The following is a 22,512-nucleotide window of genomic DNA, read 5'->3' on the forward strand; positions in this document are numbered from 1 at the left end:
GCAGGGGATCATCACGATCTCCTACGACTGCGCGCCTCACTCACCGTAAGGGGCCGAACAGTTGTGTCGCGGTGTGAGAGCGTCCGCCAAGTCGCAAAGGCTTCCCTCCGAGTCAGGGCTGACTCGGTCGTCTGCCGATGGCGCCCGTGCGGGCGGGTGCACGGAAACTGAAAAGACTGAAGAGCCTCCGGTACTCGTCCTGGCTATCGCGACTCAACCGTCTCACCAGTGATCTGGGTACTCGTTGCGGGATGGTCGTCGCCCCCAGATGGAGGAGCCTGCGATCAGCCACGCGGAACATACCGGTGGGGTGCTAACGGCGTTAGCACCCCACGCGCACCCATGATTGCCTAGCGGGGCTACTCCCCCGCTTCGCCCGCCTTGGTCGTGCCACCAGCTGTCAGCAGGCGCTCCAAGAGTGCCTCCTGCCGGCTCTCGTCCAGGACCCGGAAGAGCTCTTCGAACAGCACTACCTGCTGTTCCTCGTCCACCTTCTCGGCGATCAGCTCGGCCACTCGGGCCCCGTCGTGCCACGGGACACGGGGGATTCGGCTGATGTCCACGAGGACCGCGTCCGGCGCCTGCTCGGTATCGCCTGCGGCGTCGACTCCCCCGGTGGCCGTCCCGGCATTCGAGGCTTCAGCCGCGATATCGGCCTCAGATGAAGAACCGGCGCCGGCAGCGCTCTGCACCGTCTCGGGTGCGGCCGCCAGGGTGCTAACGGCGTTAGCACCCGGCTCCGTGCGCCTGCGACGCTTGGTCGCCGCCCGCTTGGCCAACGCCTCGTCGGCCGCGCTCTTCTGTTGCTGCGCGGGAAGCTGCCCAACATTTCGGGCGATCTCCACCGGGAGGCTGCGGTCCTCAACCGCCTCTTGCAACTCCGGGGTGAGCTTCAGCAGCGCAATGCGCTGAGTTACCCACGGGCTGGACTTACCCAGCGCTCGTGCGACCGCGCGCTGCGAACCATGGACGTGGACCAGTCGCTGGAGAGCCTTGGCCTCGTCGAGAGGGTCGAGGTTCTCGTGTTGCACGGCTGCGGTGAGCGCCGTTTCCAGGAGGGTGTCGGCGTCCTGCGCCAGTGAGTCCTCGACGTGGACGGGCACGTCGTCCAGGCCGGCGAGGTTGGACGCGGCGAGCCGGCGGTTGCCGTCGACGACGATGTACGCAGCCTCGCCGATCTGCTCCTCGTGGTCGGGGTGTGCGGCGAGGAACGCCTGCCGGGTGACGACCGTGAGGGGCTGGATGACGCCTCGTGCGGTGAGGCTGTCGGCGAGGTCGTCGACGGCCTTGAGTTCCTCGCGCGGGTTGTACGGGTTGTGCGCCAAGGCGTCCAAGGCAACCCGCAGGGTTCCGGCCTGAACGGCGGCCGGCTCAGGGGTGGGGTTGTCCTGTCCCGAGAACCGGGCGAAGGATGCCGCGCGGCTGCTCATGGGTTGTGCCACGGCGTTGAAGGTGGGGGAGTCGCCGAGCATGTCCGCCTTGCTCATGCCGTCTTCACTCCTCGGGCGATCTGCCTCATCTGGTGGGACTGTTCGCAGTCCGGTGCGTAGTCCAGTAGCGGGCGCTGCTTGCGGACTGCCTCGCGTTGTTCCTTGACGTCAGGTACGACGGCCAGGACCGGGGGAGTGCCCAGGGTCTTCCACTTGTCGAGTGACGAGGTCGCGATGTAGCCGCGGCGGCTGTCGAACTTGTTCACGACGAGGCCGAGCTGCTCGATGGAGATGTCGTAGTCCCGGGAGAGGGAGTCGATCTGTTGGATGAGCATGCCGTAGGCCTGCGCGGAGGTGTCCTCTGCTTCCACGGGAATGACGAGGCCGGAGAGGCCGGGCTTTTCGTCTCGCCGCTGGCGGCTGTAGTGGAGGGCTGTGTCCATGGCGAGTCCGAGGCTGGGCGGCGAGTCCACGACGATGACGTCGAAGTGCTCCTCCAGCGGGGCGAGCGCGCGTTCCAGTGCGGCTTCGCGCGGGCCGCGGAACATGGTGAGTCCCGAGTCCAGGAGGAAGGCGTCGAACGCGGCCGGCAGGATTCGCAGTCGACCTCCGAACCGGTCACCGTTTATGGCGACCGTCAGGTCGAGCAGCGACTGTTGGGCTTGCTCACGGTGGAGCATGTGCGTGATGAGGCTTTCCTCGCCGGCGGGAATGGCGGTGAGGCCGAGCTGGTGGGTGAGGTGCCCCTGCGGGTCGTAGTCGACGAGGAGGACTCGCAGTCCGCTGATCGACGAGTCGGCTGACGCGCCGATGGCCGCCGGGTCTTCCGCCAAGGCCTCGGCGAGGCCTGCGGACACCGCGGTCTTGCCGACGCCGCCCTTCTGGTTGCAGACGACGATCCTGCGGGTGGTGCGCTCGATGACGGCGGGGTTGTCGGCCAGCCAGAGCACCACGGACTGGGCCAGTCCCTGGATGTAGGAGACACCGCGTTCACGGCAGTCGGTCTTGAAGTCCTCGTAGAGGCCTTCGGGGAGGTAGGTGCCGAACGAGTCGGCGCCGGCGGTGTTGACGGCGGGGAGCTCGTCGGTGCAGTTCCGCCAGGCCTGGATGCCGCCGGCCACCGCGTCCTGCATGTCGGTCTGGAGCTGCGCCGCGCGGACCTTGAGTGCTTGCTGGAGGTGAGCGGGCAGCTTGGAGACGAGCTTCTCCCGCTCACCTCCCGAAGTAGGAGATGACATGGACGGCAGCATACTGCCGCCGAGTGGGAACTCGGTGATCCTTAAGGGGCGTTTTGCCGATTTTCAACGGTAGTTCCTTCCATATTGCTAACGTCACCGGCACGACGGGGGGTGCTAACGGCGTTAGCACCCCCCTCTGTCACCTCTCTCGTACGCACGCGTGGCTGCGTCAGACGTCGCGACAAGCCGATGGCCTGACGCCGGGAAGCAGGACGCAAGGGATGAACTCCGCGAGGGCTTGCAACAGCCGCGAGCGCGGGTCAGCGCCGCGCCTGAAGCTCAGTGGGTCAGGTTGGCGAGGAAGGACTCGGTTGCCGACCAAGGGGTGAGTTCGATGCCGAACCCGCTGTGTGCGTCGGGTCCTTGGATGTGGACCAGCCTGCCGGACAGGTAGACGCTGTCGCCGGTGCGGAACGCTCCGGTGTACGCGCCGAGGTAGCTGCGCAGGTGGGTGATCCGGCGGGCGAAGACGACCGGCTCGTCGATCGTGGATTCCGTGACCGTGTCGACCTCGATTCCGTAGAGGGCCGGGGTAGCCAGGCCCTCGGAGTGGTCCGTGATCCGGGCGAGGACGGAGATCGCTCCCACCTCTTTGGCGACCACGCCGGCGAACGTCCTGTCGCCGTCGGCCCTGAGCGGTTCGCAGTTGATGTGGGCTCCCGCAGCGGCTGTCAGGCCTTGCAGTTTGCGTGCTTCCTGGCGCATGAGCGCGTCGAAGCTTCCTCCCACCATGTACCTGGCCCGCCGCACGTACAGCCGGGTGAGGGTCTCGCCTTCGTACGGGCGGATGAGGGCGCGTTCGGCGAACAGTGCTCGTGCCACCTCGTAGCCGTGCGGTCCGTAGCAGACGAGATCGATGTCGGAGCGGGCGTTGCAGGCGCCGACCAGGAAGGAGCCGGTCACGCCGATGACGTCCGTGGCGCCGGCTGCGACGATCCAGTCGATGATGGCGAGCAGGTCGTCACTGACCGCCGTTTTGGCGAGGAGTGCGGGGCCTTGGTGGAGTGCGGTGAGAGTCTGGCGGCAGGAGTAGTGGGTGACGATGTCCTCCCGGGGCACGCCGGTGATGACGCATCCCACGGCGGGGGAGTAGACGTAGCACTCGGGCCGGTCGGCGAGAATCCCGAACGCCTTGGACACGACACTGTTCTGCCGGTAGGTCCGGCCGAACAGCAGTCGGTCGCCGCGGGCGTCCGGGTAGTACTTGACGTACCCGAGGAAGTGGGTGCCGGGATGGACGTCGCCGATGACTTTGAAGATCACACCGGCGCGGTCCAGGAGGTAGTCGCGGTCACGGATGGTCGCCAGCGCGGTGCCCAGCGGCGAACTCGGCGAGGTTGGGGAAGAGGGCGGTATCGACCGTCCCGGTGCGCTCATGCTGCTCGAGTCCCTTCGTGAAGAGATGACGGCGGTACTGCCACTTCAGGTGCTTGTCCGTGCGGGCGGTGTCGGTGGGCCGCATCAGGGCGAGGAAGAACAGGGCCTTGACGAGCAGGTACGCGCTCAGGTTCTGGCTGGCCGGCTGGCCGGTGGCTTTCAGGCTCGCTTCGTCCACCAGGTCGAGGTAGCGGTGACGCTGGGCGGGGCTTGCTGTGTAGCCCTTGTTGCCGCCCTTGAACGCGATGATCTCCAGGGCCGGGAGGACGTCGTAGCCCAGTGGCACCAGGCCGTGGTGCTGCCAGTCGATGACCCCCGCCGGCAGGACGTTGGGCAGGCCGTAGTCGAGGTGGCCCCACACCAGCGGAACCGCGCCCGCGTGCTCCAACACGAGATCGAGGGCGGCGTGCGTCCGCTTGTTGTCCAGGTCGGGGTTCTCCTGGAAGACGTTCTGGGTGAACCCGGCACTGTCCAGCCACTGCCGCAGCGCGCCTGGCGTGGACTGCACCAGATGGGCGGCCTGCGCACGTAGCAGCCGGGCGGCGACCTGCCCGGCCGTGTCGACGACGTCGTCGGGCAGATTGCGGCCACCGTCCAGCGACACCACCGCCCGGTCGTGCAGGGTCTGCTCTCCCAACGACTCCTCGACGACGTAGAAGTGACCGTCGTCGGTGAGGCCTTCCTGCAGGATCCGGGGGACCGGGTAGCCCAGGTTCGCGATCCGACGCTGGAATCCCGCCTCCGCTCGGAGTTCGTCGCCGCCGGTGCGCCGGTAACGGGTCCCGTCAGTGGAGACATACACCGCGCCGCCGGCGGCGGTCCGCTTCTTGACGAACCGCCAGTCCTTTTCGTTCATCAGCTCGCTCCTTCCGACTCCTTCATGGAGCCTCGGGTGCCGGGTAATCGGGGATCGCCCGGGACAGGGTTTGGGCGTCCATCACCCAGCGCATATCACCTAACGCGATGCGGCGCCGCAGTTCGGCCAAGACGTCACTCCCGGGAGTATCGGACCGGGCAAGGTGGGCACGGCGCCAGAACTTCAGCAGACCCGGGAGCTGCGCGGCAGTGATTCCCGACCGGAAATGCAGTGAGCACAGCGGCAGGAACCACACGAGAAACAACTCCCGTAACTCCGGGCCAACGTGGTGCACCTCGCACAGCCGCTGCAGCGCCGCGGTGTCCTCGTAGGGGATGCGCCCGTGCAGCGCGTACCGCAGTCGCCTCCCCTCGTACCGCCGGAACACCGCCCCGTAGGCGGCCACGTTCGCCGCAGCGTTCTCGGTGACCGTCATCACCGGCTGCGCGGCTTTGAACCGGGCAGCGGCCGCCAGCACGGCAATGTGCACGCCCACCCGCGGATCCAGCACCAAACCGTCGAGCCCGAACGGTGCGAGGCTGATCCCGTGATCGCGGGTCCGGGACAGGATCAGCCGCTCCGGAACGTTCTGGGCAATGCTCAACAAGCGACCCGGTCGACGGACCCGATGGGCATGAAAGTCGTCGGGCGCGAGAACCGGTGAACCTGGCGGCCTGTCCCAGATCAGCAACCGTCGAGTGAGAGACCGAGAGCCTCGGTGGCCGCACGCCCGGCATGCGTGGCCGACGGCACCGATCATGTGACCGCATCGGGCACAGAGATGAACCGCGATGGCAACGACCGCCAAGACGTCCTCCCACAGAAGACGTTCGATCATCTCCACCGCGAGGCCGGCAACGATGGGCGAGCTGTCGGTGACAACGCCACCGACCGGCCCCGCGCCGCGCGCGTACTTGGCGGCGATCGCTCGGTCCTCACGCTCCTGCCGGCCCACGACGTCGCGGTCGGGTGCGTAGCGATGGCGCAGGTCGCCGGCCAACGTGACGGTGTTCCACAGGTGGGGGACAGGCCCAGTACTCAGGAGGGCGTTGGCTGCTTCGGCCGCGCGGATGCCGGCCGCCTTGCCCGGCCGCTCCGCGATGGTGAAGGCACCGTTCTGCACGGGCCCGTTGAGATACAAGACGTTCACGGCCGCGATCTCCTCGATACTCCGGGTGGGGTCATGCGGCTCGCCCCCAGGCGGCCGTGCCTGGCCGGCCCGCGCGGCGTCCGTTGACGGCGGGCACCGCGGTATGCGCGGCGGTGGCGAGAATGGGACGACCTGAATGCTTGCCGTCGTAGAGGGCGGCATCGGCAGCCCTCTGAAGCACGGCCAGGTCGCGGGAGCCGACCGAGGCCGGAGCCGCGGCGCCGACCGAGGCGGCGACGTCGACCGTGCGACCGTCATCCAGGACGACCGGCGTGTGCAACATCCGGACCAACTGCTCCAGGCGGTGCGCGCGGCGATCGGAGGGCAGCTCCAGGACCACGGCGAACTCGTCGCCCCCGAGCCTGCCGACGGACGCGCGCGGGCCCGCCCAGGCGGTGAGCCGGGTGCCGAACGCGGCTAGGACCGTGTCCCCGGCCGCGTGGCCCATGCCGTCATTGATCTGCTTGAAGTGGTCGGCATCGACCATGACCACGGTCGCCTTGTCGCCGTGGCGGGCCAGGAGCTGGCGGGCGCGGGCGGTGTAGGCGTCGCGGCGCAGCAGGCCCGTCAGCGGATCCATCTTCGTGGCGGCGAGCTGCCGGTGCAGGGCGACGGCGTGGACCACCCAGCCGGTCAGCGGCACGGCGGCGGCGGTGATCAGAAGGGTGCGCGGGCCGAACCGGCCCCGGGTGTGCAGGACGGAGTCCATACTGAGGTCTCCCTCTCATCTCGTACGGGATGGGTGGACCCGGGGCGGCCGACTGGTTACCAGGCCGTTGGCGGCCGTCCCGGGGCAGAGCTACAACTCGAAGGTGCTGGGCTTGGTCCAGCGGAAGGGGTTCGTCCAGCGGCCGGCGGTCGCGGCGGGCCAGTCGAGCTCCCAGCCGGGCCGGTATCCGCAGGCACCCCAGCCGTCCGGCCGATCGTGGGGGATCTCCAGCCCGGCCTCCGACGCGGCGCGTGCCGCGTCGTAGACCTCGTGCGCGATCCGTACGGCGGCGGACGTGCAGTCCGCGCAGGCCGGGCGTCTCGGTGCTGCGTATCGGGACGTCCACCTCGAAGTAGGGCAGCGGCATGACGTCCATCTCCTCTCTGTGTTGAGGGGCCACTGCGACCGCCCCGGCCCCGGCGGGTGCGGGGTCCGGGGCGGCACAGAGTGCGCTCAACTCAGGCAGGGGTCAGCTGGCCGTCTCGATGGCGTCGCGCAGGTGGGTCCGCGCGCGGGCCAGGAGGGCGGGCTGATCGACGCCGGGCTCGGTCAGTGCGTCGGTGAGGTAGGTGGCGGCGGAGTCCAAGTCGTCGCTGGCGTCCTGGAAGTTGCCGAGGCTGGAGTCGGCGAGGACGTCGCGGACCTCTTCGACCAGGTCGAGGAACCGGTTCGGGGTGAGGCTGCGCGGCGGTTCGCTGCCGATGAGGGCGGCGAGCTCCGCGGTGAAGCAGGTGGCGAGCGCGGTGAAGGTGTCGGACTGCACTGTCTGGACGGCCATGAGGGCCTCCTTGTCAGAAGTCGAGCCGGATGGTGATGGGGGTGCGGCGGTCGCCGTAGTCCCGGCGGGGGTTGTGGACGGTGCGGCGGTGCGCGGTGAGGCCGGCGCCCCCGCCCTGGATCGGCAGATGGCACTCGGGACAGCCGAGGGACCAGTCGTCACAGGGTGGGAGGTCGGCCGGGGTGATCGGGTGCGGTCCGTCGGCGGCGCGGCTCACCGGCCCTCGTCTCCGGTCGGCTGCCGGTCGGCGAGCGCCAGGAGCTCCGCGGCGAGCTCCGGCGCGGACAGGATGGTGCGCAGGATCGAGGTGATCCCGTCGCGTTCAATCGGGTTGAGGCGGTCCCACACGGCGTGGGCGTCTCCGTGGACGCCGACGACCTTGAGGTAGTCGGTCTCGGTGGTGGCGGTGTGCTGGGTGCCGCACAGGCCGCACCGGAAGGCTGCCTTGTCCCAGCCGCACGCGGGGGTCGTGTTCGTCATCCGCTGATCGCTTCCAGGGCCTGCGCTTCGAGGTCGGCGCGGCTCTCGGGGTCGTCCTCCTGGTCGTCGCCGTCGTTGGCTCCGTGGACGGTGCAGACGATGTCCTCGTCGTCGTCCAGGTCGCCGTTGAGCGCGCGGAACAGGCAGGTGACGCTGTAGGCGGGCACCCACGCGTAGCCGGTGCACTCGTCGTCGTGCGGGCACGGCACCATCACGTCGAACCCGATGTCGCCCTCGCCGTCCACGTCGGTGCGCAGGGCGAGGGTCAGGTACATCTGGCCAAGGCGGATCTCCGCGACGCGGTCGCCCCCGGCGACGTTCGAGCCGGGCTTCCACCGCCACAGCTGCAGGATCTCCTCACCGAAGGTCCGGCGTACGAGGTTCAGTTCGCCCAGGCCGTCGCTGCCGTCCAGACCGAGATCGGCTTGCCGCGTCCCGCTCAGGCGCTCCAGGAACGGCAGCAGCCGATGGAGGCTGTCGGAGAGGACGACCTCGGGGAAGCCCTCCGCCTTGAGAGTCCGGTGCGAGTCGACCATGTCCTGACGCTGCTTGACGACCACGTCCTCCGGCACCGTGCGGTTGGCCGACCTCGGTCCCTGCCGCTCGATGCAGACGCTGCCGGGCGTGGTGAGCATGACCGCGATCGGAAGCATGCCGTACCGCTTGGCAGCGGCGACCAGCGGCGCCCGGGCGGAGCTGGTGACGTTGGTGGCGTCTACGACGGTGAACAGCCGGCGCCGTATCCTCGCCTCCAGGAGCAGGTGCAAGGCGGTCACCGCGTCGCCGGTCGCGTCCTGGTCGCCCGCGTCGTCGCTGACGACCTCGCGCAGGGCGTCCAGGGACAGCACCTGGGAGGCGGGCCAGGTGCCCGCGAGCGTGGACTTCCCGGCGCCGCTGGGGCCGATGAGGACGACCAGGCTGCGCTTGGGCATCTCCGGGTAGAAGGACGGCTTGCTCATGCGGGATCTCCTTGCGGGTCGAGGTTGCGGGCGGCCCAGAGCAGGCGCGCACCGGCGTTGTCGGTGAGCAGGGCGGCGAAGGCGTGGAGGTCGTGGGAGGCGTCGCTGCAGCGGTCGGGCTGGACCTGCTCGGCACGGTGTGCGGCGACGGTGACCAGCTGCGCGAGGGCTGGGATGAGGCCGCCGGGCGGGTCGGTGTCCTCGATGAGCTCGCGCAGGATCGCGGCGGGCTCCGCTTGGTCGACGTGGTCGGCGGTGAGGTCGTCCTGGATCTGCTGGAGAGCCAGGCAGGCGATTCCGACCGAGGCCCGCACGCGCTCCAGGCGGATGGGGGAACGGGCGGTCACCGGCTGGTCGCCTTGGTCGTGGCGAGGAGCGCGGCGAAGGTTTCCCAGCCCTCGTGCCAAGCCTGATCCAGCGCGTACGCACCGTTGAATCCGTGATCGGCGAGGCGGAAGAAGTTGCCCTTGCCGGTCTTGGTCGCGAGCTTCTCCAGAACACCGCCCGGGACGCGGCGGTCGGCGATGTAGTGGGTGATGCCCGACAAGGCGAGCGCGGCCGCGGCGGCGCCGGGGTGCAGCCGGATGCCCAGGACCCGGGCGCCGGCCCCGACCACGACGGCCTGCGTGGCGGTGTAGGTCAGGCAATGCCAGGCGCACGCCTGGATCCCGTCGCGGGTGCCGTGCGCGAGCGGCTCGGCGTCCGGGTCGGCGGCGGGCATCAGGACCGGCTTGGCGTCGGTGGCTCCCTTGACCCGGGCGCAGTGGTCGTTCTGGATCCAGTGGTCACCGATGTTGGAGGCGGCGCGGCCCAGGCCGAGGACGGCGGCGAACAGCGCGGGGCGGTGATGCGTCATGCTGGGGTTCTCCTGATCTCGAAAGGGTTGGGAGCAGGGCGCCGGCCTCTTGCCGATGCTGCGGCGCCCGTGATCTCGCCCCGGCCGGTTTCGGCCGGGCGAGATGCGTTCACGCGGCCAGCCGGTGCGCGGCCGCCGGGGGAGCGATGTAGCTGGCGGGATCGGCCGGGGTGCCGTCGTGGCACTCCAGGCAACTGGCCAGGGACGTCGGGAGCACGAAGAAGTAGCGTCGGCGGCAGGTGCCACAGGTCTGCCGGGCGGCCATCGCCTTGTCGAGCGCGAACTCCTTGGCGAGGGTCATCGGCCGCACCGGCCTCGCCTTCGCGACCTCGTACAGCAGGCCGTTCTTCGGACCGCGGGTCTCGACCTCGGCCACCGGCTCCTGGCCGCCGGGGCGCAGCCCCATCGCCCTGAGCTGGCGTTTGGTCGCGTACCCCGACGGCGCGCACAGCCGCTTGAACACCGGGATCGTCGTCTCGTGTTCGGCCGGGGCGTAGGGGTCGACGTCGACCAGGTCCTCGCCCTGGTCGGCCATCACCGGCTCCAGGTACCGGGCAGGCGGCGCTGGGGGAGCGGGTAGCGGGGGCCGGGGATGGTGGGGCGCGGGCGGCCGATCCTGCGGCGCGGCCGGGGGGTGATCACGATGAACGCCTCCAAGTCGGGACAGTGGCTGGCACGTGCGGGGGCGCCCACCGGCCCCGGGTCGGGGTGGCGGGCGCGGGGGTTGGGCTGAGGCCGGTCGGCCTGCCCGGGTCACCGGAGCCGGCCGCGCCGGGGTGCGGGGCGGCCGGGCCGGTGACCAGGCGGGGCGGTCGGAGTTCGGGTCAGAGGGCTGCGGAGATGAGGCCGAAGACGAGGGCGGCCGTGCTGCCGAGGGCGAGGGTGGCCGCGGCGGAGGCCCAGAAGGGGTGGCCGATGCCCTTGGGGTCGCGGAGGTCGCTGAGCCCGTCCGCGATGCGCGCGTGCATGGCGATCAGCGGGCCCAGGGCGGCGTACCAGCGGCCGAGGCGGTCGACCTGGCCCAAAAGGCATGAACGAGGCCGCTCTTCGGGCAGCCATGGACCGGCTGCTGCGGGGTGACCTGCCGCCCGGCGGCAAGTGCGACCTGAAGACGCTCGCCGCCGAAGCCGGGGTGGCCCGCACCGGCTTCTACCCCAAGACAAATCGGGACGGCAGCATCCGACCGGGGCCATACCAGCACTTGGCCGAGGAGTTCGAGCGCCGGTTGAAGACCCTGCAAGCGACCGGAGGTCATCGACCCGAGGGATGCGCAGAATCGCGCGCCTCAAGGCTGCGAAGAAGACTCTGCGGGCGCGTGTGGCAACTCGTGACGAAACCATTGAAACGCTGACCTCGTTCAAGACCGCAGCCGTGTCCCAGTTGGCCGCCCAGCATGCCGAAATCGAGCGCCTGCGCAACGGCTTGGAAGGTTCTGCGAACATCCGCACGCTGCCGGACCGGGCCCGCGTCGGCCCAAAACGGTAGTAAAAGCCGGGCCGCAGCCCTGGCCAGCTTCGACCTCGCCAGGACTGCGGTACAGCAACCACCCGGACTCTGGGCCCGGTCGTAGGGTGTCGCGTCTTCGCGCTGTAGAACCTGCATCGTGATCGAGCCCGGTCAGTAGATGCCCCCCTCCACTCTCGACAGGCACCCCGGAGAGTGCTCCAGCCATCGCACTCGGCCTCAGGGTTACCCAGAGCAGGCCGACGGGACTGACCCCAACGAACTGGGGCAACACCGGTTGAGATCCGCAGGACGGCGATAGCATCAGCGACGCCGCTCACGGTGACGAGGTAGAGGTGACGCATGAGCCAGGACCGCAGTCTGACCAGGGTGCGGGTTGAAGGCCTGTTCGGCCGGTTCAACCACAGAGTTGACTTCCCTGCAGGCGATACCTTCGTGATCGTCCACGGCCCAAACGGGGTCGGTAAAACCAGGTTGTTGGATCTCGTGAGCGCGCTCGCGTGGCCCGTGAACTTCACCGAACTGACCCGCACTCCCTTCAGGTCACTAGAATTGCAGTTCAGCGATAACTCGGTCCTCACGGTTGAGAAAACAGAGACGCAGGAGCCCAACGGTCTTCGATTCCACCTCCGTGGAGAAAAGGTCGAAACCGAGACCTGGTCTCCACGAGAATCGGACGCGACATCAGACGCCCTGCGCCGGACCCTGCTCAGGTCGCCCTCGCGATTCGAGAGCCTTTCACGACGCGAGCGAGACTTGCGTAACCTTCTCCTGCACAGGTCCGACGTAGACGTCTGGAGCGTGCTGAGCGAGCTGAACCCGGAGATTCAACGGGATCTTCATGAGTTCATGGGCGAGCCGGCACCGCAGAGCCTGCGTGAGTTCCTCAGCGACTTCAAAGTGCACTTCATCGACACGCACCGCCTCCGCGGCTTGCAGAGCTCCGAGGAACAACCCGGGAGGGCCCGGACGGCCGCGTCTCCGACCAAGGTCGAGGAGTTCTCCAAGGAACTCCGAGGCCGACTCGCCAAGGCCCTGGAGGACAATTCCCGCACCTCGCAGGATCTGGATCGCACCTATCCACGGCGCCTCTTGGAAGAACCGGCAGATGTGAGCGAGCAGGAGATCCGGGACCGCTACGTGGAACAGGAGGAATGGCGGCGGCGACTGGGCGAGGTTTCACTGGTCGACGAGCAGACCGAAGTGATCGACATCCCGGAGGAGATGGAGCCCTGGCAACGGGCCGTACTGTGGACATACCTGCGGGACACCGAGGACAAGCTTTCAACATTCAATGACATCCTCGATCGCGTCTCCCTGCTACGCGACGTCGTTAACAGCCGTTTCCTTTTCAAGACTCTGGAGATCGACGGCAACCAGGGCTTCAAGATCACCAACGATGATGATGGCGAGGAACTGGACCTCACTTCGCTTTCATCTGGCGAGCAACACGAACTAGTTCTCACCTACGACCTACTGTTCAACACAGAGCCCGGCGCCTTGGTCCTGATCGATGAACCGGAAATTTCGCTGCACGTCTCATGGCAGAAAGCCTTCATGCGTGATCTACAAAAGATCGCCGAGCTGGTGAAGTTCCGGACGATCATCGCAACTCACTCACCACAGATCGCTGGCAAATGGGCAGACCGGATGGTCGTCCTGGGCCCGGACACGGAGTAGGTCCCAGTGTTCGACATCCTTGACGGCGACGACCTGTACGCCGAGCTAATCATGCTGCGTTCGAACGATCTGCGCGCCTTCATCATCCTCGAAGGACCGACTGATTGCCATGTGCTCGACGAATTCATCAACGACGAGCACTTCACGACTGTCCCAGCCCTCGGTAAGGATCGCGCCCTCGGCGCGATCGCACGACTCGACGAAGGCACGCTCCTGGGCGACGTCTTCGCGTTCCTGGACCGAGACTGGGTCGGCATTCTAGAGGAGGGAGTGAAGCGTTCCGAGGTGGCCTACACCGACTTCTATGACATGGACGCGTGCATCTTCTTCACGCCGGGCGTCTACGAGAAGCTGGCAGCCACGTTCTGCACGGACCACACCTTCAAGCGCGGGGCACCTGGCTGCTCACACAGCGACATCAGCACCGCCTGTGTCGACCTGGCCTTTGCTGTCGGGGCCCTTAGGTTCATATCCAGCCGTGACGGCTTGGGCCTGGCGCTACGCAAGTTCCCACTCGACCAGGTCGCGAGCGTCCGCGATGGCTCCGTCGACCTCAGCAAGCTGATCGAGATCGCTTGCAAGAGGGCCGAGAAAGACCCAGAGGACTACCCCGACCTCCTGGACTCCCTGCGACGCGAACTCGCGGGCATCGAGGAACCACATCGTTATTGCTCAGGACACGACCTGGCGAAGGCTTTCCACCTGGTCGCCAAGCGCCGCTGGGCCACCAAAGTTGGCGCGGACGTCATCGAGCGGTCCGCCCGCGCCGCCTACGGCCGTGAGCATTTCGAACGGAGCGGAATCTACCTGAGCACAAGCCACTGGGAGACCAGCAGCGGTGAGACCGCGTGGGCCCTGGCGAGGGCGGCACGGTAGTCGGGGGCCTCGGGCCGGCTGACCGTTGAGCAGCGGCGCCTACATCGCCGCTGGCTAGCGGTTCAACGTCTGCTAGATCAGGATCACTCTCAGTGGGGTGTGGCCTCGACTCCGCCGAACTCCTCACACACGGCAGATCCGCCCGAGACTCCGCAGGGCTCTCATCGCAGCTATGTGATCTCCGCCACCCGCTAGAGTCTCGGGCGGCATCAGAAAAGGACATCAGTGTTCGCCTGAGGGGACACAGCAACTGCCGCGACACCCGAAGTAGACGTAGCGGCGCACGGGCGGTGTCTCCTGATGGCTGGGGTTTTGGGCAGAACAGTGCGACGCCCCGCCGGGAAGCGTTCTCCGGGCGGGGCGCTGAGGTTGGGCGAGTGGAGCTGGTGGGGTTACGCGTTCTTGCGGTAGACGCCGGGCCGGACGTGTTCGATCTCGCCGGTCTTGACCAAGGTGGTCAGGGTGTTGGCGAGGGTCTCCTGATCGAGGTTGGTGAGTACGCGGATCGCATCCTCACCGACTTCCAGGCCCACGGCGTCGTTCAGGTAGGCCAGCACGGCGGCCTTCGGGGTGGGCGCCACCGGGGCGGTGGGCGCCGGGGGCGGGAGCGGCCGCCAGTGGGACCTGACGGCGCCGAGCTTGAAGACCCACTCCTGAGTGTCGGGGTCCTGCCACTCGTGCTCGGGGAACAGGTAGTAGCTGGCGCGGAGGACCCCGAGGGCTTCGAGGCAGGCCGAGCGGCCACCGGTCAGTTCGATCCGGATGGTCGGGGAATGGGCGCAGTTCGGGTTGGCCTGGTGGTCGCCGAGGGCGCCGCAGTTGCACGGCGCCTGGAAGTCGGTCGTGCCCTCGGTCGAGTCCATGACCTCATGAAACCGCAGCCAGGGCCCGTACGCCCAGCAGTTACCGGGCCGAGTTGGTTCAGTTCGCGGCGCGGAGCAGGAGGTCGAGGACCGGGCCGGCCCACGTCTGGCGGTTGTTGAAGCGGGGGAGTTCGTGGGGGTCGGTGGTGCCGAGGGTGCTCATGAACCGGAGTTCGGCGGCCCGTACCTCCCTCGCCCACACGGCCGGGTCGTAGGGGAGGGCGGCGGCCTGGACCGATCCGAGGAGGCACAGGCCGTGCTGGTCGCAGAGGTTTCCGCGGGTCCAGCCGTAACGGATGATCAGCTCCCGGCCGGTGCGCAGGGTGTGCCGGACGCTGGGTTCCGGGTAGCCGGTCGGGCTGGCGGCGTACACCGCGTCGACCTGACCGATCAGGCCCTGTACGGCTCGGGCGTCGGGGCGGGGGAGGCCCGCACGGTGTGCGGGCCTCATGAGATTGCCGAGCATGGGGGCTGGCTCCCTTCTACGGGTTCTTGCGGTAGACGCCGGGCTTGACGCGTTCGATGGCCCCCTTCTTGACCAGGTCGGTCAGGGTGTTGGCGAGCGTCTTCTCGTTGATGTTGGTGAGGGCGAGGATCGTGCTCTTGGGAACCTCCAGGCCGACCGCGTCGTCGAGGCACTGCAGGACGGCGGCGTCCGCGGCGGGCTCCGGCGGCGCCTTGAAGCCGCCACCGGGCGGGGGCTCGTATCCGCCGCTGCCCCAGCCCGAGCTGCTGCTGGCCGGGGCTTCGCCGCCGCCGTTCACGGGGGTGTCGGCGATCTCGTGCCGGTCGTCCCAGCCGGTGAAGTCCTGCGGCCAGATGACGGCGTCGTGGCGGATGTAGGGGGCGGCGGATTCCAGGACCCAGGTCCGCATCATCTGCACCGGCTCGCCGGGCGAGCCGACGTAGCCGAGGCCGAACGTCCGCTTCGGGTCGTTGATGGGCAGGTCGTCGGACCAGACGAGGGGCTCGTCCTCGATGTTCCAGGCGGCAGGGATCGCGCCGGGGTCGATGCCCTCGAAGCCTTCCACCGTCACGAGGTTGGACTGCGCGCTGTCGGTGCGGAGCATGATCATCGCGCCGCCCTGGATGACGTTGGTGCGGATCGCGGTGTCGCCGCCGAGCTTGGCCGCGTTCACCGCCTGGTTGACGATCAGCAGCGTCATGCCGAGGTTGCGGCCCAGCGAGGCGAGCTTGTCCAGGATGAACACCGCCTCCTTGCCGGTGTCGGTGGCCGTGTCGGTGATCATGTGGGTCTCGTCGATGATCGTCATGACCCACGTGCAGGCGTCGGTCGCCTTGAAGTTCTTCCGCCCGAGGCGCGCCGACTCGGCGATGCGGTGCTTGAGGATGGCGTAGGCCAGGCGCAGGGCCTTGATCGCGTCATCGCCGGTCGCCGAGTAGGCGGCCATCTTCTCGATGTCGGGGTTGCTGGAGCCCTTGGGGTCGCCGTAGATGATCGCCATCCCGGCGAGGTGCGCGGCGAGCGCGATGATCTGGACGGCGCCGCCCTTGCCGGATCCGGTGACCCCGGCGATGAACACGTGCTGCGCGCCGAGGACGGGGTCGAAAAGCTGGAGGCGGGCGGGACGGCCCGACACCCCGCGCCCGATGGAGATGTAGCCGCCGGGGGACGGCTCCAGCACCCGCGGGCCGGGAAAGGGAACCCCGTCCTCCAGCGGGTTCTTCTCCATGATGTGGATCTTCGCCTTGCGGGGGTCGGACTTGTTGGGCTGGTAGTCGACCAGGGTCATGGTGGACCGCAGCGCCCCCACCAGGTCCGTGCGGTTCGGAACGGGAAGGGCCGCCCTGTCCTCGTCGGCCACGACCCACGCCACCCAGCCACCGGTCGCCGGGTCGACCTGCGCGTCCTTGAGGTGCGTGCCCGGCATGACCGTCGGCCGGACCAGGCGGGCCCACATCCCCTCCATCGTGGTGGGGTCCAGCTCCGCAGGCGGGGTCCGGCGCACCGTCACGTACTGCTCGCCCGGGTGGTGCCCGGGCGCGAAGGTCACGCAGGCGGCCGGTACCCGGTACGCGGAGCCGACGGCGTCGGCGGACACGTTCACCGACTTGCCCTGGGGGGCTTCGATGATGCCCTCCCACTGCTCCCCGGTGTCGATCACGCCGACGAGGTGCTGGCCGGGGTGCGCGCCGCCCTCGCCGGAGATGTGGTCGGACCACACCTTGTAGAGACCGCCCGGCCCCGGGGCGGCGGCCGGGCCGGCCTCCGGGGTGGGGGCGGTGATGCGGACCTTGCGGGCGGCCAGGGCGGGGCGCAGCTTGATGGTGAGGCCGGCCCACATCGTCCACCAGGCGGCGGAGACGAGCCCGGACACCGAAGCCGGGTCGAGGAACCCGGCAAGCAGGCCGTCCGCGTACGCCGGGCCGAGGAACGCGCCCGGCACGGTGGCCATGGAGGTCAGCAGGCTGGAGCCCAGCAGGGTGGAGCGCTGGGCGACCAGGACGTCCCCGATCCCCGTGGCATCCAGGATGTTGGCGGTGATCCGGCCCACGTAGTGGGTGGCGAACGCCGCGCTCCCGCACACCGTTGCGGCGGCGGTCAGCGCGGCGAGGCCGGGCTCCAAGAGCGGGGTGAGGGCACCCAGGGCGGGCGGGGCGATCACCGAGACGAGCGCGGGGACCTGGTCGGCGATGTGCGGGCGGCGGGTCACGGTGATCTCGGACATGGCGGGGTCTACTCCTCGGTGTAGAAACTGGCGCGGGCCATGGGGACGCCCATGGCGTTGACCTGCTCGTCGATGCCCTCGTGGCTCTTCTGGGCCTGGGCGTCGGCGGCGCGGGCGGCGCCGCGCACGTTGTCGGCGGCGGACGCCGCGGCGATGGCCGCCGTGGAGACACCGCGCATGATCCGCGCAACGTCCTTGGCCTCGCCGGTCGTGTTGGTGTCCACCTCCAGGCCGGCGAGCTGATCGGCGACGTAGGCCACGTGGCCCGCGTTCTGGTCGGCCCGCTGGCCGATCCCCCGGATCGTCTCGCCGTCCTTGGCGACCGAGTTGGCCACCTTCTGAACCTCCGCGCGCAGCGCGCGGTAAGTGGTCTCTGCCATGCGGGTGTCTCCTTATCGGGCGTAGAAGGCGCGTTCGGCGGGGCTGGTCTCGGGCGAGTCGACCACCGCCTTGTAGACACCGCCGTGACGGGTCTCGGCGTTCTTGTTGAGGGTCTGGAGCGCGTCGATGCCGCGCTGCGCGTTGCCGTGCATCTTGTCGGCCTCGCGGGCCTGCTGCTCGGTGGCCTCACAGAGCTTCTGCAGCGAGGCAACCAGCTGCTTGCCGCCCTTGAGCTTCGGGTCCTGGCACTGGTCGATCAGCGCCTGGATTTGCTTCACGCGGTCCGCGGAGACCTCCTTCGCCTGCTTGCACTGGTCGACGATCTGGTGGGTCTGCTGCTCCTTGCCGGTCAGGAACCGGGTGAAGGCGCGCAGGTTGCGGACCTCGCCGCGGGTCAGGGTGTTGCCGTTCGACAGCTGCACCCTGTCGCCGGACACCGTCGCCCCCAGCGGGGCCGCCCCCGAAGCGGGCGCGGGCGCGGAGGTCGGAGCGGGGGCGGGCCGGGGCGCGGGCGGGGTCGTCGGCGGGGCCGGCGGGGCGGTGGGCTTGGCGGGCACGGGCGGAACTCCTCGGGTGCGGTTTCGGGCGGCGTCCATCTGCGCCTTGTCACGGGCGGCCTTGTCGCGGATGGCCTGCTGGCCGTCCGCGTAGCCGTCCTTCCACGCGGCCTTGTCCGCGTCGACGGCGGCCTGCTGCGCCCCGGCGTTGAAGCCGGCCTCGCGGGCGGGCTGCGCGGTGTACGGGCCCCGACGGGGCTTGACCTTGCCCTGCTTGCCGACCGGGACGGGAGCGGGCGCGGCGGGAGCGGGCCCGTTCGGCGTGGACGGTCCGGGCCCATTCGGCGCGGACCGTCCGGGACCCGGCTTGGGCCCCGGCTGCTGTCCCCGCGCGGTGGTGGCGGGGGCCGGCTTCACCGGGGCGGGCTTGTACCCCCCTTTCTCCGGGGCGGGCGCCTTGGCCGAGCCGGGTGCGGGCGCCTTCGGCGGCGTGTTCACTGCCGCGGGCTTGCTCTCCGGCGGCTGCCGCCCGGAAGTGCCGTCGGTCTTGCGGCTGGTCTTGTCGTCGCGGGCCGTACGGTCCTGCGTGTCCCGGCTGTTCTTGTCCGCCGTGCTGCGGGTGTCGTGGTCCTTGCGGTCCGCCGCCGTCTTCGCGTCGCGGCTGTTCTTGTCGGCCGTGCTGCGGGTGTCGGACGATTTCGCGTCGCGCGCGTTCTTGTCGGCCTTGGCGGTGGTCGCCGCGGTCTTCGCGTCGCGGCTGTTCTTGTCGGCCGTGCTGCGGGTGTCGGAGGACTTCGCGTCGCGGGCGTTCTTGTCGGCCTTGGTGCTGGCTGCCGAGGTCTTGGCGTCGCGGGTGTTGTGGTCCTTGGCGGACTTGTCGCTCTTGCTGGCGTGAGCGGTGGTAGCCGTTCGGTTCGACTTGGTGTCGGAGGTGGCGCCCTTCTTCTCCGTGATCCCGTGGTTGATCTTGCGGTCGGTGGACGATCCGCGGATCTCGCTGATCGTGTGCTGCACCGAGACCTTCTGCTGCGGACGGTTCGCGATGTAGGCCGCGATCCCCTTCCACATACCGGGGCTCGACGTGTTCTTTTCGGCCTTGCCGGGCTTGCCGTCCGAGCCTCCGCTCTCCCCCTGCGAGGCGTAGGCGGCGGACCCTCCGGAGGCGTCCCGGGTGGGGCGCGCGAGCGCAACCGGAGCGAGGACACCGCCCCCGGCGGGGGGTGCCGGAGCCGGGGCGGAAGGCGCCGCCGGGGCCGGGGCAGGCGCGGTGGCCGGGGCCCCGACCGTGGGCGGCTGAGCGGGCATCGGGGGCGGGGCGGGCGGGGTCGTCACTGCGGAATCCTCACTTTCTGTGACTTCCCTCCTTCCTTCCTTCCTGAGGAAAAGGCCCGTTCACGGCCTCTAGGAGGTCGGGAACGGGCCTTCTGCCCGGGAAGGAAGGAAGGAAGGAAGGAAACTACGCGGCGTTAGCGCCCTTGTTGGCCTTGCGGACCATGTAGCCGATCCCGGCGATGGCGACTCCGGCGACGATGAGCCCGCCGGTGACGCCGGATCCGCCGCCCTGGCCGGTGTCCGAAGCGGAAGACGCGTTGACCGCACCCCTGGAGCCGCCGAGGTTCACTCCGCCGTGGGCCGGGAACGCCTGCGCGCAGACGTCCTTGTTGTAACCGGCCTTCTCGATGCACCTCTGGAAACCAGCCATGCGCAGCTCCTCCGCTTTCGCGTCCGGAGCGTTCAGCTTGGCCTTCTCCACCTCGAGCTGCTGGGCCTGGAGCGCGAGCTCCTGGGCCCGCACCTCGGCCTGCCCGGAGGACGCGCTGAAGGCCGAGATGCCGACCGCGCTGCCCCCGACGATGACCAGTCCGGCCATCGCCAGCAGGGCCTTCGCCTGGCCACTCATCGGGGCCTTGGCGGGCGGTCCGTAGGGGGTGGGAGCGGGCTGCTCCCACCCCCTGGTCAGGTTGGTGAATCTCTGGTCGATGTATTCGCGTTCGCGGTCGTGGGTCACGCTGGTTCCTCCTTGGAAGGGCGGGGTGCTTTGTTGTCATTTGCGCGTCTCGGTGAGGGCGCGACAGCTTCGTCGGGACCGGCCGATACCGGCCTCGCCGTAGCCGAAGACAGAGAAGGTCCCAGTACGAGAGACCGGCCTGCTGAAGGCGGTAAATCTGGTGTACTGGGCGGGCTGTGGCTGCTTCCGGCAGTCGCAGCGAGGGCCAGCCCGATTGACGCGGGCTGGCCCTCACTGGTGGTGCCGGACACCGTCGCTGACCAGGTCAGCGGGGAATCTGCGGATCAGGCGGCCGGGGTGTAGCCGCCGGCGAGCAGTTCGGCGGCTTCCTGGCGGTATTCGGAAGCGGTGCCGGGGGAGGTGACGGCCAGCTCGTGCTGGATGTCGGCGAGCGGCAGCTGGTCGACGCCGCCGGCGACGAGGATCATCCGGGCGACCCGGCGGACCGCGCGCTCGCGCGGCTTCAGCTTCGCGATGTCCTCGGCTTCGACCGCGCGCCGCTCGATTTCGGCGGTGACCCGCCGCGTTTCGGCAGCGGCCCGCTCGGCTTCGGCGGCCTCCTTCTTGGAGCGCGCGATCTGCGCGAGAGCCTCCTCTTCGCGGCCCTCCTCCTCCGCCTTCTTGCGGTTGGCTTCGGCGGTGGCGCGCGCCGTTTCGGCAGCGACCCGCTCGGTTTCGGCAGCGACCCGGTTCGTTTCGGCAGCGGCCCGCCGGTTCTCCGCGATGGTCCGGGTCTCGACCGCCTGCGCCTCGGCCGCGGCCACCCGGTCAGCCTCCGCCGCTTCCTTCCGCTTCTCCGCCGCCTGGCGCTCAAGCGCCGCCGTACGGAGATCCGCTGCGGCCTCCGCCTCACGCTCCAGCGCCGTCTTGCAGTCCGCCTCGGCCTCGCGGGCGCGGGCCTCGGCGACGACCGCCGTCTCCAGCGCCGCCTCCTCCAGCGCGGCGGCCCGCTCGGCGGCGCTGACCTGGGCGCGGGCGTGCGCGCGGGCCTGGCCGGTCTGGCCGTCGACCTCGGCGCGCACCGTCTCGACCTTCCCCTTGGCGCGCAGCCGGTCGGCCGCGGCCTCGGACTGGGCAACCTCGCTGCGGGTCTCGGCGTCCAGGCGCCGGCGCTCGGCGTCCTCGGCCCGCTTCTGAGCTGCCTGGTCCTGCTCGTCGGGCATGGCGAGCGCCTGGGCGACGGTGTAGCCGTACGGGGCCATCCGCATCGGCAGCAGCTCGTCCTCGGTGGCCTCGGAGAGGTCACCGTCGTGCTTGCGCTTGAGCCACTGCTCGTAGGCGATGAGCTCCTGGTCCCGGCGGATCATCTCCGGGTAGGAGTTGACCCCCCACAGCCGCATCCGGCGGAAGATCCGGGCGGTCGCCGTGGGGGCAAGCGTCCAGCGGATCCACGGGATCGAGTCCCGCTCGGCCCGGTCGGGCCGCACCATCCGGTCGATGGCGTCCCGGCCGAGCTCCACCACCGCGATGAACAGGACCGGGACCAGGCCGTGCGCGCCGGCCGCGACGTAGTCCATCAGCCCCCATGCCCGACCCTTGGGGGCGCCGGAGGCGGCGTTGAGGACGACGGTGGCCGCGGTGAGCAGCCACACGGGGTAGCGGATCCAGCTGATGGGGCGCTTGAGCCAGGCCATCAGGAGGTCGACCGCGATCATGATCATGATGCCGACGTCGACGCCGACGGCGAAGAGCTGGCCCTTGCCGATCGAGCCGAAGCGGAGCCTCTCGAACGCGAAGACCGCGACGTGCTCGAAGGACAGGTAGAGGCCGATGCCAGCGAGGACGAGCGCGGCGGCCACGATCGCTCCGGTCGCCCACTTCTGGCTGCCGGTCAGCTTCATCCCGGAGGGCTTGCCTTCGGTTCCACTTTCCGTCTCGGAGGGGGACTCCGGCGCATCCGAAACGGTGCCGGTCGCCTGCGAAACCGGCTGAGGTGCTCCCGAAACGGCGGCCGGTCCGGCCGGGTCGAGGTTAGAGTCGGCCGCGGTGCGCGGCCAGTCGGTGAGCGTCATGGGGGCCTCCGTGAGGGGTCGTTCAGGGTGTGCGCGAAACGGCGGGGGCTGGCCGCGAAACGGGGGAGGGGCGTTCCCGAAACGGCGGTCGGTGCGGGTCATCGTTGGGACATCGGACACCGGCTCTACCCGCACCAGGCGCACGAAAAGGCCGGCGACCCGGGGGGCGGGAAGCCGGGCGCGCGAAGTGCCGTGGGGCGGGCGCGAA

Annotated in this window: 25 protein-coding genes; 3 read left to right on the forward strand and 22 right to left on the reverse strand. The window is 69.5% G+C overall.

Going from position 1 to position 22,512, the window contains the following annotated elements:
* Positions 1-359 precede the first annotated feature (359 nt).
* The 15 genes from OG906_RS42655 to OG906_RS42725 all read right to left on the reverse strand — a co-directional run bounded on the left by OG906_RS42655 (position 360) and on the right by OG906_RS42725 (position 10,858).
* On the reverse strand, positions 360-1,487 hold the full coding sequence (locus OG906_RS42655; RefSeq protein ID WP_329449289.1) for a ParB/RepB/Spo0J family partition protein: 1,128 nt from the start codon (positions 1,485-1,487) through the stop codon (positions 360-362).
* A complete protein-coding gene (locus OG906_RS42660) occupies positions 1,484-2,668 on the reverse strand; it encodes a ParA family protein (protein ID WP_329449290.1) in 1,185 nt (394 codons plus the stop codon). Before OG906_RS42660 ends, OG906_RS42655 begins: the two co-directional genes overlap by 4 nt.
* Before the next feature lie 279 nt (positions 2,669-2,947).
* Positions 2,948-4,045 (reverse strand): hypothetical protein, encoded by a 1,098-nt coding sequence (locus OG906_RS42665; protein ID WP_329449291.1) that lies wholly within the window; start codon positions 4,043-4,045, stop codon positions 2,948-2,950.
* Complete coding sequence (locus OG906_RS42670; protein ID WP_329449292.1) at positions 3,960-4,901, reverse strand: phosphotransferase; 942 nt, start codon at positions 4,899-4,901, stop codon at positions 3,960-3,962. Before OG906_RS42670 ends, OG906_RS42665 begins: the two co-directional genes overlap by 86 nt.
* A gap of 22 nt (positions 4,902-4,923) precedes the next feature.
* The gene (locus tag OG906_RS42675; protein ID WP_329449293.1) at positions 4,924-6,051 is read right to left on the reverse strand and encodes a hypothetical protein; all 1,128 of its coding nucleotides are present in this window, start codon (positions 6,049-6,051) and stop codon (positions 4,924-4,926) included.
* A 31-nt stretch (positions 6,052-6,082) separates the two neighbouring features.
* On the reverse strand, positions 6,083-6,760 hold the full coding sequence (locus OG906_RS42680) for a GGDEF domain-containing protein (protein WP_329449294.1): 678 nt from the start codon (positions 6,758-6,760) through the stop codon (positions 6,083-6,085).
* A 469-nt stretch (positions 6,761-7,229) separates the two neighbouring features.
* Complete coding sequence (locus tag OG906_RS42685) at positions 7,230-7,538, reverse strand: hypothetical protein (protein WP_329449295.1); 309 nt, start codon at positions 7,536-7,538, stop codon at positions 7,230-7,232.
* A 13-nt stretch (positions 7,539-7,551) separates the two neighbouring features.
* Positions 7,552-7,755, reverse strand: a complete 204-nt coding sequence (locus OG906_RS42690; RefSeq protein ID WP_329449296.1) for a hypothetical protein — start codon at positions 7,753-7,755, stop codon at positions 7,552-7,554.
* The gene (locus OG906_RS42695; protein WP_329449297.1) at positions 7,752-8,018 is read right to left on the reverse strand and encodes a hypothetical protein; all 267 of its coding nucleotides are present in this window, start codon (positions 8,016-8,018) and stop codon (positions 7,752-7,754) included. Before OG906_RS42695 ends, OG906_RS42690 begins: the two co-directional genes overlap by 4 nt.
* Entirely contained in the window at positions 8,015-8,977 is a 963-nt protein-coding gene (locus OG906_RS42700) for an ATP-binding protein (protein ID WP_329449298.1), read from the reverse strand. The genes OG906_RS42695 and OG906_RS42700 overlap by 4 nt, the downstream gene beginning before the upstream one ends.
* Positions 8,974-9,324 (reverse strand): hypothetical protein, encoded by a 351-nt coding sequence (locus OG906_RS42705; RefSeq protein WP_329449299.1) that lies wholly within the window; start codon positions 9,322-9,324, stop codon positions 8,974-8,976. The genes OG906_RS42700 and OG906_RS42705 overlap by 4 nt, the downstream gene beginning before the upstream one ends.
* Positions 9,321-9,833: a hypothetical protein gene (locus tag OG906_RS42710; protein WP_329449300.1), complete on the reverse strand. Its 513-nt coding sequence runs from the start codon at positions 9,831-9,833 to the stop codon at positions 9,321-9,323. The genes OG906_RS42705 and OG906_RS42710 overlap by 4 nt, the downstream gene beginning before the upstream one ends.
* Before the next feature lie 109 nt (positions 9,834-9,942).
* A complete protein-coding gene (locus OG906_RS42715) occupies positions 9,943-10,368 on the reverse strand; it encodes a ferrous iron transport protein A (RefSeq protein ID WP_329449301.1) in 426 nt (141 codons plus the stop codon).
* A complete protein-coding gene (locus OG906_RS42720) occupies positions 10,368-10,490 on the reverse strand; it encodes a hypothetical protein (protein WP_329449302.1) in 123 nt (40 codons plus the stop codon). Before OG906_RS42720 ends, OG906_RS42715 begins: the two co-directional genes overlap by 1 nt.
* 167 nt (positions 10,491-10,657) lie before the next feature.
* A complete protein-coding gene (locus OG906_RS42725) occupies positions 10,658-10,858 on the reverse strand; it encodes a hypothetical protein (RefSeq protein ID WP_329449303.1) in 201 nt (66 codons plus the stop codon).
* A gap of 241 nt (positions 10,859-11,099) precedes the next feature.
* Between OG906_RS42725 and OG906_RS42730 the strand changes: the two genes are divergently transcribed.
* From OG906_RS42730 to OG906_RS42740, 3 genes are all read left to right on the forward strand, one after another.
* Positions 11,100-11,318, forward strand: a complete 219-nt coding sequence (locus OG906_RS42730; protein ID WP_329449304.1) for a hypothetical protein — start codon at positions 11,100-11,102, stop codon at positions 11,316-11,318.
* 321 nt (positions 11,319-11,639) lie between these two features.
* Complete coding sequence (locus tag OG906_RS42735; RefSeq protein ID WP_329449305.1) at positions 11,640-12,977, forward strand: AAA family ATPase; 1,338 nt, start codon at positions 11,640-11,642, stop codon at positions 12,975-12,977.
* A 6-nt stretch (positions 12,978-12,983) separates the two neighbouring features.
* Positions 12,984-13,853, forward strand: coding sequence for a hypothetical protein (locus tag OG906_RS42740; RefSeq protein WP_329449306.1), 870 nt, complete (start codon positions 12,984-12,986; stop codon positions 13,851-13,853).
* Between the two features lie 392 nt (positions 13,854-14,245).
* Here OG906_RS42740 and OG906_RS42745 read toward each other — a convergent pair whose 3' ends face one another.
* From OG906_RS42745 to OG906_RS42775, 7 genes are all read right to left on the reverse strand, one after another.
* A complete protein-coding gene (locus OG906_RS42745) occupies positions 14,246-14,716 on the reverse strand; it encodes a hypothetical protein (RefSeq protein ID WP_329449307.1) in 471 nt (156 codons plus the stop codon).
* 58 nt (positions 14,717-14,774) lie between these two features.
* On the reverse strand, positions 14,775-15,182 hold the full coding sequence (locus tag OG906_RS42750) for a DUF6197 family protein (RefSeq protein ID WP_329449308.1): 408 nt from the start codon (positions 15,180-15,182) through the stop codon (positions 14,775-14,777).
* Positions 15,183-15,198: 16 nt separating this feature from the next.
* Positions 15,199-17,406 carry a hypothetical protein gene (locus OG906_RS42755; RefSeq protein ID WP_329449309.1) on the reverse strand — a complete coding sequence of 736 codons (2,208 nt, stop codon included), beginning with the start codon at positions 17,404-17,406 and terminating at the stop codon, positions 15,199-15,201.
* A gap of 8 nt (positions 17,407-17,414) precedes the next feature.
* Complete coding sequence (locus OG906_RS42760) at positions 17,415-17,786, reverse strand: hypothetical protein (RefSeq protein ID WP_329449310.1); 372 nt, start codon at positions 17,784-17,786, stop codon at positions 17,415-17,417.
* Positions 17,787-17,798: 12 nt separating this feature from the next.
* Entirely contained in the window at positions 17,799-19,616 is a 1,818-nt protein-coding gene (locus OG906_RS42765) for a hypothetical protein (protein WP_329449311.1), read from the reverse strand.
* 124 nt (positions 19,617-19,740) lie between these two features.
* On the reverse strand, positions 19,741-20,292 hold the full coding sequence (locus OG906_RS42770) for a hypothetical protein (RefSeq protein WP_329449312.1): 552 nt from the start codon (positions 20,290-20,292) through the stop codon (positions 19,741-19,743).
* Positions 20,293-20,576: 284 nt separating this feature from the next.
* Positions 20,577-22,133: a DUF2637 domain-containing protein gene (locus OG906_RS42775; protein WP_329449313.1), complete on the reverse strand. Its 1,557-nt coding sequence runs from the start codon at positions 22,131-22,133 to the stop codon at positions 20,577-20,579.
* Positions 22,134-22,512 lie beyond the last annotated feature (379 nt).

Source organism: Streptomyces sp. NBC_01426, from assembly GCF_036231985.1.
GTDB lineage: Bacteria > Actinomycetota > Actinomycetes > Streptomycetales > Streptomycetaceae > Streptomyces.